This is a genomic window from Catenibacterium faecis (genome assembly GCF_014306455.1).
Lineage (GTDB): Bacteria > Bacillota_I > Bacilli_A > Erysipelotrichales > Coprobacillaceae > Catenibacterium > Catenibacterium mitsuoka_A.
The window spans coordinates 1-12,986 of record NZ_JACRWG010000062.1 but is presented as its reverse complement, the minus strand read 5'-3'; the positions used below and the strand labels follow the sequence as shown (position 1 = coordinate 12,986).

The window sequence follows — 12,986 nt, the reverse complement described above, 5'->3', positions numbered from 1 at the left end:
TTATCTTCATCTAAAACGTTGAATTCATAGAACTTTACTTTCTTACCAGTAATTTCATGAATTGCATCTAAGGCTTCTGGTTTTGAATTTGAGAAGTCATCGATGACTACAACATCATGGCCGCTCTGTAGTAATTCTACACAGACATGACTACCAATATAACCTGCACCACCTGTAACTAGTACGTTCATATTTATTCCTCCACTACTTTACAACCGCCAAGTTTTCTTACTTTAAGTACATGACAGCTGCCTTCTCCAAATAATTTTTCAATTTCTTTCTTATACTCTGGGACAAAGTCATTTTCTACAAATGCCTGAATTGTACCTGCGAATCCACCACCATGTACTCTAGATACACCATGGTCTCCTAATACGATTTCACTTAATGCTAGACCTGCAGAAACTGCCTGATGCTTATAATCAAAGTCTGCATAAACATTCTGTAAGAACTTATAGCTTGAGTTACCAGATTCCTTGATTAACTTCTTGAATAAGTCAAAGTCATCATTGTTTAATGCTTCTACAATCTGAGGTACTCTCGCATTTTCCTTGAAGAAATGAATAGCTCTTAGAATTTCTCTATCATTCTTGACTGCATCTCTCACATCAGCAAGATGATCAAAGAATTCCTTTTCATCTACTTCTCTTAAGAATTCCTTACCAAAGTAATGAGCGACATCCTTCATTTCAGCAGGAATAGCACCATATGCATCTGTTAAGTCTGCATGGCTTCCCTTTGTATCAACGATACATAAGCTATGATCATATTTAGAGAAATCTACATCTACATGATTAACAACAGGATGTTCTGTATCCTTGAAATCGATAGAGATAAGTCCACCAACAGCACATGCACACTGGTCCATTAATCCACAAGGCTTACCAAAATAGACATTTTCAGCATACTGACCTACTTTTGCGATTGTAACCATATCGATGCTCATATCATTATATAAACCATCAATGATTGTACCAATAATTGTTTCAAAAGCAGCTGAACTAGATAAACCAGCCCCTACTAATACATCACTTGTAATGAATGCTTTGAAACCACCGATATTGTAACCTAGTTCTTTAAGTTTAGAAACAACACCTCTGATTAGTCCTTCTGAAGTACCTTCTTCTTCATCCTTCTTATCTAAATCATTTAAATGAATAGGTGCAATGTTGAAACTGTCAGATACAACATTGATTACATCATCCTGTCTAGCGACTACACCAATCGCATCTAGATTGATAGAACCGGCTAATACACAACCATGCTGATGGTCTGTATGGTTACCTGAAATTTCACTTCTACCTGCAGCACTGTAGATGCTGACATTTTCATCACCATAAAGTTCAATGAACTTATCTAATGCATTGGCATATCTATCTTTCTGATAATCTACAAGACTTGCATCTTCATATAAGTCTTTCAACATTTCATCATATTTATTAGTTTTAAATTCTTCTTTTAATAAGCTTGCTTTCATTTTGTTACCTCGAATGTATATACTGTTTCTTCTTTAAATTTTTTATTTGCCTTTAAGATGACCTTTGGATTTTCTTCTTTATGAATACTGTCTGGTAAATAACTTGTTTCAATACATAATGCATCTTGTGGATGCATAGTGTAACCATATTTATCTAACTGTCCATCTAAATAGTTTGCACTATATACCTGTGCTGATGGATATGTAGTAGATACAGTTAATTTAATGCCAGTTTCTGGAGAATAAAGTTCTGCCTGATTTTTATCTGTATTAAATACAAATGGATGATCATAACCACGGGCTGTGATTAACTGTGGATGATTGTCTTTGATACAATCTCCAATCACTTTTTCACTTCTAAAGTCAAATGGAGTATTTGTGACATCTAATAATTCACCTGTATATAATCCATCACCATCAACACAGCCTACTTCATCAGCATTGAGTTTTAATACATGATTATGAACACCTGATGCATGTCCATTTAAGTTGAAATATGAATGGTTTGTGATATTGATAATTGTATCCTGATCACTTGTTGCTTCATAGCGCATATGAAGTGATGTTCCTTCGATTGTATAATAAGCATAGAAATCTAATGTACCTGGATAGCCTTCTTCACCATCTTTAGATACATAGTGGAACTTGACACCATCTTCAATAAATTCATAATCAAATACCTTGTAAGAAAATCCTTCAATACCACCATGTAATGAGTTAGGACCATTATTAATAGGAACATTATAAGTCTTCCCATTTAATGTGAAAGTTCCCTTCTCAATACGGTTGCATACTCGTCCTACCAAAGCACCAAGATATGTACCATCTCTCTTCTGGTAATCTGATACTTCAGGGAAGCCTAATACACAATCACATGGATTTCCTTCTTTGTCCTTTACTACAGCTTTAAGTAGTGTGCAGCCAAAGTTTGTGACTTCTACATAGAAGTCTTTGTTTTCTAAGCCGATGACAACAATATCGTCATCTAATTCTTTCTTAATTTCTACCATAAGCCCTCCACGAAGCGACTGAATCCTTCAATTCCTTCATCAGTCATTTTATATACACCAGCATCTTCTAATACTGCTACAAACTTCTTAGTGACTTCTACTTCTAGGAATTCATCAACATCCTCGTAGTCACAACTCTTAAGATATTTGTACCAGTCTGCATGCTTCTGTAATGATTCATTTGAATCAAAATCCGCATTACCTAATAGACACTGTTTGATATCTTCTAATTCGTTCTTTAATCTTGCAGGAAGAACAGCTAAGCCCATTACTTCAATTAAGCCGATGTTTTCCTTCTTAATGTGGTGATGCTGTGCATGAGGGTGGAAGATTCCTAATGGATATTCTTCAGTCGTACGGTTATTTCTAAGTACTAGATCTAACTGATACTTTCCATCCTTCATACGTGCAATTGGTGTTACTGTGTTATGTCTTACACCATCTGTATATGCAATGATATCTAGTGATTCATCACTATAATCAATCCATCTCTCAAGAATAACATCAGCCAAAGCAATGATTTTTTCTTTGGAAGTAGAGGTAAGTCTTAGAGTTGACAATGGCCAATACAACATATCTACCTGTACCTGGTCATGTTCATAACTCTTGATAACTTTTGCATCTTCCATAGGAAAATGATGACGACCGCCTTGGTAGTGATCATGGGTAAGGATAGAACCACCTACGATTGGTAGATCAGCGTTACTTCCCAACATATAATGAGGGAACTTATCTACAAATGCGAATAGATGCTCGAATGTATTGTGGTCAATTTTCATTGGCTGATGTTTTTCATTAAATACGATACAGTGTTCATTGTAGTAAACATAAGGTGAATACTGTAGGTAATAGCGATGACCTGCAAGGTCTAGTGGAATGATACGATGATTCTGTCTCGCAGGATGCTTCATATTACCTGCAAATCCAACGTTTTCTTTACATAATAAGCAAAGAGGATAGTTTGTAGATTTGATATTTTTTGCAGCTGCAATCGCTTTAGGATCCTTTTCTGGTTTAGAAAGGTTAATAGTAATCTGAATATCACCATATTTAACATAATGGTTAAACTTGATATTCTTATCAATACGTGATTTACGAATATAGTTACTACTAATACTTAAATCATAGAAGTAGTCTGTTGCTTTTTCTGGAGATTCATTATAAAGAGTGTTGAACTTATTTACTACTTCACTAGGACGAGGCATGAGGCAGTTCATAAGTCTTGTATCAAATAAATCTTTTTCAGTCACAGAATCTGAAATCATACCTTTTTCTACTGCATAGTCAAGAATATGATCAATGATATCCTGTGCTGTTTCTAATTTTTCATCGATTTCTTCTAGTTCAAATTCATCTAACTGAAGTAAGTCTAAAATTAAATTTGCGGCATAGTACAAATCATCTGTACCGATCATGCCTTTTTGTAACGCAAAGTTGAGTAATCTGTTAATCTGATGGTTCATTATGGGTTCTCCTCTTTTTTATTTTGTTATTTTCTTCATCTACTATGATAAACCTTTTAGTAAAATAATCAATACTTTTTTAATTATTTTTACTATTTTGTTTACTTGCTATTTTACTAAAATAAAAAAAGAGAAGTTTTATTACTTCTCTCTGCATGAATTTCTAATAACTAATTGACATGGTAATTGTATTCTACATGGATAGCTGATATCCTCTTCTGTGATCATTCTATGTAACAACGAAGCCCCCATCTCTCCCATCTCACTTGAAGGTGCATAGACAGTAGATAATGTAGGTCGTGTGAAGTTACATGCATCCACATCATTGAATCCCATAATAGACACTTCTTCTGGAACCTTGATTCCTGCATCTAATAAAGCCTGCATAGCACCCATCGCAAGAGGATCATTGGCACAGAATATTGCGGAAGGTATTTTTCCTTCTTCAATCACACGATTCATGACAGAATAACCTTCATCTCCAGTCATTTCATGACCGGTTGTAAATATCTCATATTTTATTCCTAAATATTCACAATATTTAATAAAGCTTTTCTTTCTAGAAATTGTTTGTAAAGACATCTCATCATATTCATTTCTTCCCATAAAACCAATCGTTTCATGTCCCTGCGAATGAAAATAGTTGACTACTTTACACATCGCGTCATCAAAATCCAATGAGATACAGACATTTGTGATAGGAGACAAATCCATATCCAGCAAAACAATTCTACTAGATAACTTACTAAATGTATCAAGATACTTCTTTTCAAACTTTCCAATACAAATAATACCATCCACACCTTCTAATACCTGTTTCATATTCATATCATCATATCTTACTTTTGTAGAAGCCATCTTTTCTTTTCTTAAATATTTCTCTACACCCTGTAAAATAGATAAGAAATAAGTATCTCTAAATTCCTGTTCAAATGTATAACACTGGATAATACCTATATTAAATGTTTTCTTCTTTTCTTTTGATTTTAAGGAGTAATTGAGTTCACTAGCCACTCTTAATATCTTCTCTTTTGTCTCAGGTAAAACCTTCAATGTTTTATCTTCATTTAATACTCTTGATACAGTTGCGATAGATACATCAGCTGCTTTCGCAACATCCTTAATTGTAGCCATTTATTTTTCCTCCTCAATATTACTATAATAATTAATATATCACAATCTAGATAAAATGAGGTAAAATTTTTAGTAATATTTTAACCAATTTTAACGATATATTATTTTTCCCTTATTTTCATTGTATATATCAAACATTTTTCTACCTTGCCTATAATTTCTTCATTTTTTTATTGACGAGTGTATTTCTACATGGTATTATAGGTGAGCAGTCAAGAAATGGGCCTGTAGCTCAGTTGGTTAGAGCGCACCCCTGATAAGGGTGAGGTCGATGGTTCAAATCCATTCAGGCCCACCATTTCTAAAACTGTTAAACATGGGCCTGTAGCTCAGTTGGTTAGAGCGCACCCCTGATAAGGGTGAGGTCGATGGTTCAAATCCATTCAGGCCCACCATGTTTATTTAAAATTTTTCTGGGGCCTTAGCTCAGCTGGGAGAGCGCCTGCTTTGCACGCAGGAGGTCAGGAGTTCGATCCTCCTAGGCTCCACCATTTATAAAAATCAGCAGACACATTTGTGTCTGTTTTTTTATTTCATTGCGTAAAAAAGAACCATAGTCCTATATAAAGGATTATGGTTCTTTACTTTTAGTAACCTGCCCCAGTGTCTGTATTCTTCATAATTTTTACAAGACGGCTTGTACCAAGTCTGTCAGCACCAAGTTCAATGAACTTTTCAGCATCATCAAATGAGCTAATACCACCTGCTGCTTTTACTTTAACTCCTTCACCTACATGATCATGCATTAACTTTACATCATCAAATGTAGCGCCTGCAGTTGAGAACCCTGTTGATGTCTTAATGTATTCTGCACCTGCATTTGTGACTAATTCACACATCTTGATCTTTTCTTCTTCTGTAAGAAGACATGTTTCAATAATAACCTTTAAAATTTTACCATCACATGCTTCATGAATCTGACGGATTTCATCTTCTACTTCTTCATATCTCTTATCTTTTAAAAATCCGATATTAATAACCATATCAATTTCAGATGCACCATTTGCGATAGCATCCTTTGTTTCAAATACTTTTACTGCAGTTGTACTGTATCCATTTGGGAATCCAATAACTGTACAGATGGGAAGTTTACCATCCACATATTCTGCTGCCTGTTTCACATAAGCAGCTGGAATACATGCAGATGCTGTACCATATTTGATTCCATCATCTAGGATCACCTTAATGTCTTCCCAAGTGGCACTCTGAGCCAATAATGTGTGGTCTACTTTTTTTAAAATATCATTTGTATTCATTTTATTTTTACCTCTCTTTTCATATACTATTATAACAGTTTATCTAAAATAAAGTAGTCAATTGTGTTCTCTGGCATCTTAATTCCAATTTTTTTGTAATTATTGCACCTATAATCGTAAATGTCTCAGTTGCTTCTTACTCCCTTTTTCCTGGTAAAAAGAACAAGTTAAGCTCAAATTATAGTTTTCTTTGTTTCTATATTCCTATAATGCTATAATGGGTGAAAGGTTAACGAGGAGGTTAAGATATGTTAGATGCATTTGCGAATAACTGGACAATACTTGTTGTTTCCTTCTTTATTTATAGTTTCTGTGGGTGGATCTGGGAATCACTTATCTGCCCTATTGCTACAGGTCATAAGATACATAACAGCGGTTTCTTAACTGGACCTTGCATTCCTATTTATGGATCAGGTGCGATTGTTGTATGTGCTTTGTTTCCTATTTCTAAAGATTGGTCTCTCATCTTTATAGAAGGAGCGATTGTCGCCTGCTTTATTGAATATCTCACATCTTATTTCATGGAAAAGATGTTCCATGCAAGATGGTGGGATTATTCTCAAATGAGATTTAATTTAAATGGTCGTATCTGTTTAGAAGGTTTCTTTATTTTTGGTTTCTTTTCTGTCACTGCCGTAAAAAATGTGCAACCACATCTAACTCATATGCTTATTCAATATGATTATATTCCAATGGTTATTGCTTCTACTGTGTGTATCACATTATTCACAAGCGACTTAATTACTACATTTGTAGAAGCCACTCATCTTGCGAAAAAACTTGAGACAGTCTCTCAGGATCTTAAGAAGTTTGCAGATGAACTAGAACTAGATATTCATAATGAAATTACAACAGATGATATCTTTAAGATTGCACGTCAATTAAAGGATAGTCACCGTGAACATCTTATTAAGAAATATTCACATCGTCGTTTAGTCAAGGCATTCCCTGATATCTTAAACAAATATCACACAAAAACTCAGAAATAATGCATCTGAGTTTTTTTCTTTTGTGTAAACGTTTATAATAAACAAGAGGAGGTATAGCCATGGAAAAGAATGCATTATTTAAACTCAGTTATGGTTTGTATGTATTAGGTGTAAATGATGGTAATAAGCCTAATGGCTGTATCATCAATACAGCTGTACAGCTCACAAGTAATCCTTATCGTATTGCAGTGACTGTGAATAAGGCGAATTATACTCATGATGTATTGATGAAGTCAAAGAATATGACTTTATCTGTGCTTGATATCACATGCCCTTTTGATATCTTTAAACGATTTGGTTTCCAAAGCGGTAAAGAGGTTAATAAGTTTGATGGTTTTGATATGTATGATTTGAAAGACTCATTACCTTACTTAACACAATATGCGAATGCATATATGAAAGGTCATGTTATAGAAACATTGGATGAATTAACACATACGATGTTCATTGTAGAACTTGATGATGCTGTTATCTTAAATGAGCATGATTCTATGACATATGACTATTATTTCAAGAATGTGAAACCAAAACCAGAAAAGAAGAAAAAAGGATGGGTATGTAAGATTTGTGGATGGGTTTATGAAGGTGATGAATTACCTGAGGATTTAATCTGTCCTATCTGTAAACATCCGGCATCTGATTTTGAGCCACTTTAAGTAGGAGGAAAAGGAATGTTTAATGTAAGACAAATAAGTGATGATTTTTATTATGTAGGAGGCAATGATAGACGTTTAGAACTATTTGAAAATGTTTATCCTGTTCCTGATGGTGTAAGTTATAATTCTTATTTATTAGTAGATGATAAGACTGTCTTATTAGATACTGCAGATGCAGCGATTGCTCATCAGTTCTTAGAAAATTTAGAACATGTACTAGATGGTAGAACACTTGATTATGTAGTAGTCAATCATATGGAGCCTGATCATTGTGCAACACTTTGTGATATTGTAGTACGTTATCCTGATGTAAAGATTGTGGGTAATACTATGACATTCCGTATGATGAAGCAGTTCTTTAATTTTGATGTAGATCAACATGCTATAGTCGTCAAAGATGGTGATACTTTAGAAACTGGACATCATGTATTAAGCTTCGTTACTACGCCAATGGTTCATTGGCCTGAAGTCATGATGACTTATGATTCTACAACAGGTATCTTATTTAGTGCGGATGCATTTGGTACTTTTGGTGCACTTCATGGCAATCTATTTACAAGTGAAATGGATCTAGATGAATCATTCTGGGATGAAGCAAGACGTTATTATACAAATATTGTTGGTAAATATGGAGTACAGGTGACTAATGCATTAAAGAAAGCCTCTACTCTTGATATTTCAATGCTTTGTCCACTGCATGGGCCTATCTGGGATGAAGATATTAGCTTAATGGTAGAACATACTGCTTCTTGGGCTGCTTATAAACCAGAAGTCAAGGGTGTTATGATTGCTTATGGTTCTATTTATGGTGGTACTGCCAATGCAGCTGAGATTCTTGCAAGTAAGTTAAGTGAAAAAGGTATTCACAACATTAAAGTATATGATATATCTAAAACTGATCTATCTTATATCTTATCTGAAAGTTTCAAATATTCTCATCTAGTATTCGCAAGTGCATCTTATAATGCGGGTTTATTCACACCTATGCAGAACTTATTGATAGAAATCAAAGAACATCTTTTGCAGAATCGTACATGTGTTTTAATTGAAAATGGTACATGGGCACCAAGTGCTAAAAAGACTATGAAAGCTATTCTTGAACCATTATCTTGGAATTATATCGGTGAAGAGCTCACTATTAAATCACGTATGAAAAATGCAGATTTTGAAAAAATTGAAGCTCTTGCTGATGTGATTGTAGAAGATATGAATAAAGAACATCAAGTAAAGGAAGAAGCTCCTGTGCGTAAATGGCGCTGTAAGATCTGTGGTTATGAATATAGCGGAGAAGAACTTCCTGAAAACTTTATTTGTCCACTATGTAAACATCCTGCTTCAGATTTTGAAGAAATAACTGAATAATACATACAGCCAAGTCGAAGAAACATTTGTTTCTTCGGCTTTTCTATTGACAACATATAAACATATTCATATAATTAAATATGTAAAAACGTTTATATGAGGAGGAGCCATGGAAAAGAGAAATGAATTCTTAAATGCGAATGAAGATGTTGTTTCAAAGGTTTTAGAGAATCAGCCTGATGATGAATATCTTTATGATTTAGCAGATTTATTTAAGACATTTGGTGATTCTACAAGAATCAAGATCCTCTATGCTTTATTTGAAGGTGAACTATGTGTTGGTGATTTAGCTACTATATTACAGCTTTCTCAGCCAGCCATTAGTCATCAGCTTAAAGTATTAAAGGATGCTAAACTAGTAAAGTTTAGAAGAGAAGGAAAGGTTATCTTCTATTCATTAGATGATGATCATGTAAGAAGTATTTTATCTATTGGTATGAATCATATTGAAGAGTAAAGGAGAAAATAATATGAAAAAGACTTATAAGGTAGATGTAGATTGCGCAAATTGTGCAAATAAGATGGAAGAAGCAGTAAAGAATACTGAAGGTGTTAAGGATGCCACTTTAAGTTTTATGACTTTAAAGCTTAAAGTAGAATTTGAGGACGGTGTAGATCCTCAGGCAGTTATGGAAAAAGCAAGAGAAAATTGTAAAATTGTTGAGGATGATTGCGAAATCTTCCTTTAATAAGGAGTGATAGAAATGACAAAGAAGCAAAAGAATGTTTTAAATAGAATTATTATTGCGATTGTCTTATTGATCGTGATTACTGTATTTAAGACAATTGTCCCTGTACCAGGCTATGTAGAGTTTATCCTCTATTTAATCCCCTACTTTGTGATTGGACATGATATTTTAAGAAAATCTATTAAGAATATCAGTCGTGGTCAAGTATTTGATGAAAACTTCTTAATGGCAGTGGCTACTATTGGAGCTATGTGTCTTGGTGAATATCTTGAAGGTTCTGCCGTTATGGTTTTCTATCAGATTGGTGAATTATTCCAAAGTATTGCGGTTGGTAAGAGCCGTAAGAATATCGCCGCTTTAATGGATATTCGTCCTGATTATGCTAATATCATGGTGGATGGCGAGATTGAAGAAGTAGATCCTGATGATGTAGAGATTGGTAGTGAAATCATTGTTAATCCTGGTGAAAAGGTTCCTATTGATGGAATTATTGTAGAGGGTGATACAACACTAAATACAAGTGCCTTAACAGGTGAAAGTGTGCCTCGTAATGCCCATTGTGGTGATGAAATCTATAGTGGTTCTATTAATATGACAGCACGTATCACAGTTAAAACAACAAAAGAATTTGGTGAATCAACAGTTTCTAAGATTCTTGATCTTGTAGAAAACTCAAGTATGAAGAAATCTAAGACAGAAAACTTTATTACTAAGTTTGCGAAGTATTATACACCTGTTGTATGTTATAGTGCGCTCGCTTTGGCTATTATTCCCCCTATTGTCTTAACTTTTATGGGACAGCCTGCTCATGTCGGTGACTGGATCTTTAGAGCCCTCACATTCTTAGTAATCAGCTGTCCTTGTGCTCTTGTTATTTCTATTCCATTAAGTTTCTTTGGTGGTATTGGATGTGCCAGCAAGAACGGTATTCTTGTAAAGGGTTCTAACTACCTAGAAACATTATCTGATGTTAAATACTTTGTATTTGATAAGACAGGTACATTGACTAAGGGTGTATTTGAAGTGACTGATGTTGTACCTGCAGAAGGTTTTGATAAAGACAACTTACTTGAATATGCTGCTTATGCAGAAAGTGCTTCAACACATCCTATCAGCGTCAGCTTAAAGAAAGCTTATAATCAGAAAATCGATAATACACTTGTAGATCATATTCAGGAAATTGCAGGACATGGTGTAGAAGCAGACTATAATGGTCATCATATTCTTGCAGGTAATGCGAAATTAATGAAATTAAAAAGTATTGATTATAGTGCTTATACAAAGGCTGGTACACTTGTATATGTAGCAGTTGATGACAAATATGCAGGTTGTATTGTGATTTCTGATATTATCAAGGATCATGCTAAAGAAGCTATTAGTGGTTTGAAATCATTAGGGGCTAAGGAAACTGTTATGTTAACAGGTGATAGTGCTTCTACTGCAGAACTTGTAGCCAAGACAATTGGCATTGATACAGTACACAGTGAACTTCTTCCTGCAGATAAGGTAGAAGAAGTAGAAAAGTTGTTAGCTAAGAAATCAGACAAAGAAAAACTTGCCTTTGTTGGTGATGGTATCAATGATGCACCAGTACTCTCTCGTGCTGATATTGGTATTGCGATGGGTGGTCTTGGTAGTGATGCTGCCATTGAAGCAGCAGATGTTGTTTTGATGGATGATGATCCATTAAAGATTTCACTTGCTATGAAGATTTCTACTAAGACATTAAGAATTGTAAAACAGAATATTGTCTTTGCGTTAGCTGTTAAGTTCATCTGTTTAGTATTAGGTGCACTCGGTATTGCGAATATGTGGCTTGCAATATTTGCAGATGTAGGTGTCATGATTCTTGCAGTCATGAACGCAACACGTGCTCTCACAATTCATAATTAAAGGTATCCTCAGGGATGCCTTTTTACATAATGACAATATACTTCTACTATAATGACTTTGTATTGATGGTAAACGTACTTGTGAGTATACTATATTTGAATGGAGATGTTCTATATGACAACAACAAACCTAAATATTCGAACTGATAAAGAAATCAAGGATCAAGCGGAAAAAATATTCAATGAACTTGGTCTAAATATGACAACAGCTGTAAATATTTTCCTGAGAACCGTTATCCGTGAACATGGTATTCCTTTTAAATTAAAACTGGAAGTACCAAATAATACTACAGTTTCTGCCATTGAGGAAGGCAGAAAAATGATGAAGAATCCTTCTTCTCCAAGATATTCTAGTATCGATGCACTTAAAGAAGCATTAGACGTATGAAATACGATATATAGCAAATTAAAAAAGGTGAAAAATATGCTGTTATATATGCATAATCTTCACCTTTTTTTCTATCAACTCATCTAAATGAGTATACCTTTTAGATGATCACACTCATGCTGAATGATCTGTGCTGTAAAACCAGTAAAAGTTTTAATCTTCTTTTTAAATGATTCATCAAAGTAAGACACCTTGATTGTTTCATAACGTTTAACTGACTTTTGTCCTACATGAGATAAACATCCCTCTTCACATTCATGATAGTTACCACTTGTTTTAATGATTTCAGGATTATACATCACATGCATCTTTTCATCTTCCAAAAAGATAATAACTGCTTTATTATAGCCAATCATATTCCCTGCCATACCAACACATTCATGAAGATGTGCTTGAAGTGTATCCTTTAAATCAGTTCCTATATATAAATCTTCTTTCGTCGCTTTTTCTGCCACCTGAGATAAGAAGAAATTATCCTTTACTATTTCTTTAATCATCACTTCATCCTCCTAAAATCTATTATAACATAAGAAAACAGGCTCATAAGAGCCCAATGGAGTCAACTTAAGAAGTTGGCTCTTTTTTATTGCTTTTTTTCCTATTATAAGTGTATATTTATGACATTGTAGTTAAGAATAAAAGATTGAATATATTTATATAATGCCATATA

The 12,986-nt window shown here is 34.1% G+C and carries 14 protein-coding genes and 3 tRNA genes; 10 read left to right on the top strand and 7 right to left on the bottom strand.

Annotated features, from left to right (window positions below):
* From H8909_RS11155 to H8909_RS11135, 5 genes are all read right to left on the bottom strand, one after another.
* The coding region (locus H8909_RS11155) for an SDR family NAD(P)-dependent oxidoreductase (protein ID WP_187012889.1) at positions 1-191 on the bottom strand (191 nt) is incomplete at its 3' end.
* 2 nt (positions 192-193) lie between these two features.
* The gene (locus H8909_RS11150; protein ID WP_187012888.1) at positions 194-1,477 is read right to left on the bottom strand and encodes a galactokinase; all 1,284 of its coding nucleotides are present in this window, start codon (positions 1,475-1,477) and stop codon (positions 194-196) included.
* The gene (locus H8909_RS11145; RefSeq protein ID WP_187012887.1) at positions 1,474-2,487 is read right to left on the bottom strand and encodes an aldose epimerase family protein; all 1,014 of its coding nucleotides are present in this window, start codon (positions 2,485-2,487) and stop codon (positions 1,474-1,476) included. The genes H8909_RS11150 and H8909_RS11145 overlap by 4 nt, the downstream gene beginning before the upstream one ends.
* Positions 2,481-3,950 (bottom strand): UDP-glucose--hexose-1-phosphate uridylyltransferase, encoded by a 1,470-nt coding sequence (galT, locus tag H8909_RS11140; protein WP_187012886.1) that lies wholly within the window; start codon positions 3,948-3,950, stop codon positions 2,481-2,483. Before galT ends, H8909_RS11145 begins: the two co-directional genes overlap by 7 nt.
* Before the next feature lie 141 nt (positions 3,951-4,091).
* On the bottom strand, positions 4,092-5,084 hold the full coding sequence (locus H8909_RS11135; protein ID WP_187012885.1) for a LacI family DNA-binding transcriptional regulator: 993 nt from the start codon (positions 5,082-5,084) through the stop codon (positions 4,092-4,094).
* Between the two features lie 221 nt (positions 5,085-5,305).
* Between H8909_RS11135 and H8909_RS11130 the strand changes: the two genes are divergently transcribed.
* From H8909_RS11130 to H8909_RS11120, 3 genes are all read left to right on the top strand, one after another.
* Positions 5,306-5,382: transfer RNA gene (locus tag H8909_RS11130), tRNA-Ile, on the top strand.
* Between the two features lie 20 nt (positions 5,383-5,402).
* Positions 5,403-5,479 (top strand) — tRNA-Ile (locus tag H8909_RS11125).
* A 20-nt stretch (positions 5,480-5,499) separates the two neighbouring features.
* Positions 5,500-5,575, top strand: a tRNA-Ala gene (locus H8909_RS11120).
* A 96-nt stretch (positions 5,576-5,671) separates the two neighbouring features.
* Here H8909_RS11120 and deoC read toward each other — a convergent pair.
* Complete coding sequence (gene deoC, locus H8909_RS11115; RefSeq protein WP_187012884.1) at positions 5,672-6,340, bottom strand: deoxyribose-phosphate aldolase; 669 nt, start codon at positions 6,338-6,340, stop codon at positions 5,672-5,674.
* A 248-nt stretch (positions 6,341-6,588) separates the two neighbouring features.
* Here deoC and H8909_RS11110 point away from each other — a divergent pair, with 248 nt between their 5' ends.
* The 7 genes from H8909_RS11110 (at position 6,589) to H8909_RS11080 (ending at position 12,316) form a co-directional block, all read left to right on the top strand.
* A complete protein-coding gene (locus H8909_RS11110) occupies positions 6,589-7,329 on the top strand; it encodes a putative ABC transporter permease (protein WP_117458162.1) in 741 nt (246 codons plus the stop codon).
* 59 nt (positions 7,330-7,388) lie between these two features.
* Positions 7,389-7,985: a flavin reductase gene (locus tag H8909_RS11105; protein ID WP_187012883.1), complete on the top strand. Its 597-nt coding sequence runs from the start codon at positions 7,389-7,391 to the stop codon at positions 7,983-7,985.
* Positions 7,986-8,000: 15 nt separating this feature from the next.
* Complete coding sequence (locus tag H8909_RS11100) at positions 8,001-9,347, top strand: oxygen-binding di-iron domain-containing protein (protein WP_187012882.1); 1,347 nt, start codon at positions 8,001-8,003, stop codon at positions 9,345-9,347.
* A 109-nt stretch (positions 9,348-9,456) separates the two neighbouring features.
* The gene (locus H8909_RS11095) at positions 9,457-9,804 is read left to right on the top strand and encodes an ArsR/SmtB family transcription factor (protein WP_006505676.1); all 348 of its coding nucleotides are present in this window, start codon (positions 9,457-9,459) and stop codon (positions 9,802-9,804) included.
* A gap of 13 nt (positions 9,805-9,817) precedes the next feature.
* On the top strand, positions 9,818-10,036 hold the full coding sequence (locus tag H8909_RS11090) for a cation transporter (protein WP_187012881.1): 219 nt from the start codon (positions 9,818-9,820) through the stop codon (positions 10,034-10,036).
* 15 nt (positions 10,037-10,051) lie between these two features.
* Positions 10,052-11,929 (top strand): heavy metal translocating P-type ATPase, encoded by a 1,878-nt coding sequence (locus tag H8909_RS11085; protein WP_187012880.1) that lies wholly within the window; start codon positions 10,052-10,054, stop codon positions 11,927-11,929.
* A 114-nt stretch (positions 11,930-12,043) separates the two neighbouring features.
* Complete coding sequence (locus H8909_RS11080) at positions 12,044-12,316, top strand: type II toxin-antitoxin system RelB/DinJ family antitoxin (RefSeq protein ID WP_117458157.1); 273 nt, start codon at positions 12,044-12,046, stop codon at positions 12,314-12,316.
* A gap of 83 nt (positions 12,317-12,399) precedes the next feature.
* Here H8909_RS11080 and H8909_RS11075 read toward each other — a convergent pair whose 3' ends face one another.
* A complete protein-coding gene (locus H8909_RS11075; RefSeq protein ID WP_187012879.1) occupies positions 12,400-12,813 on the bottom strand; it encodes a peptide deformylase in 414 nt (137 codons plus the stop codon).
* Positions 12,814-12,986 lie beyond the last annotated feature (173 nt).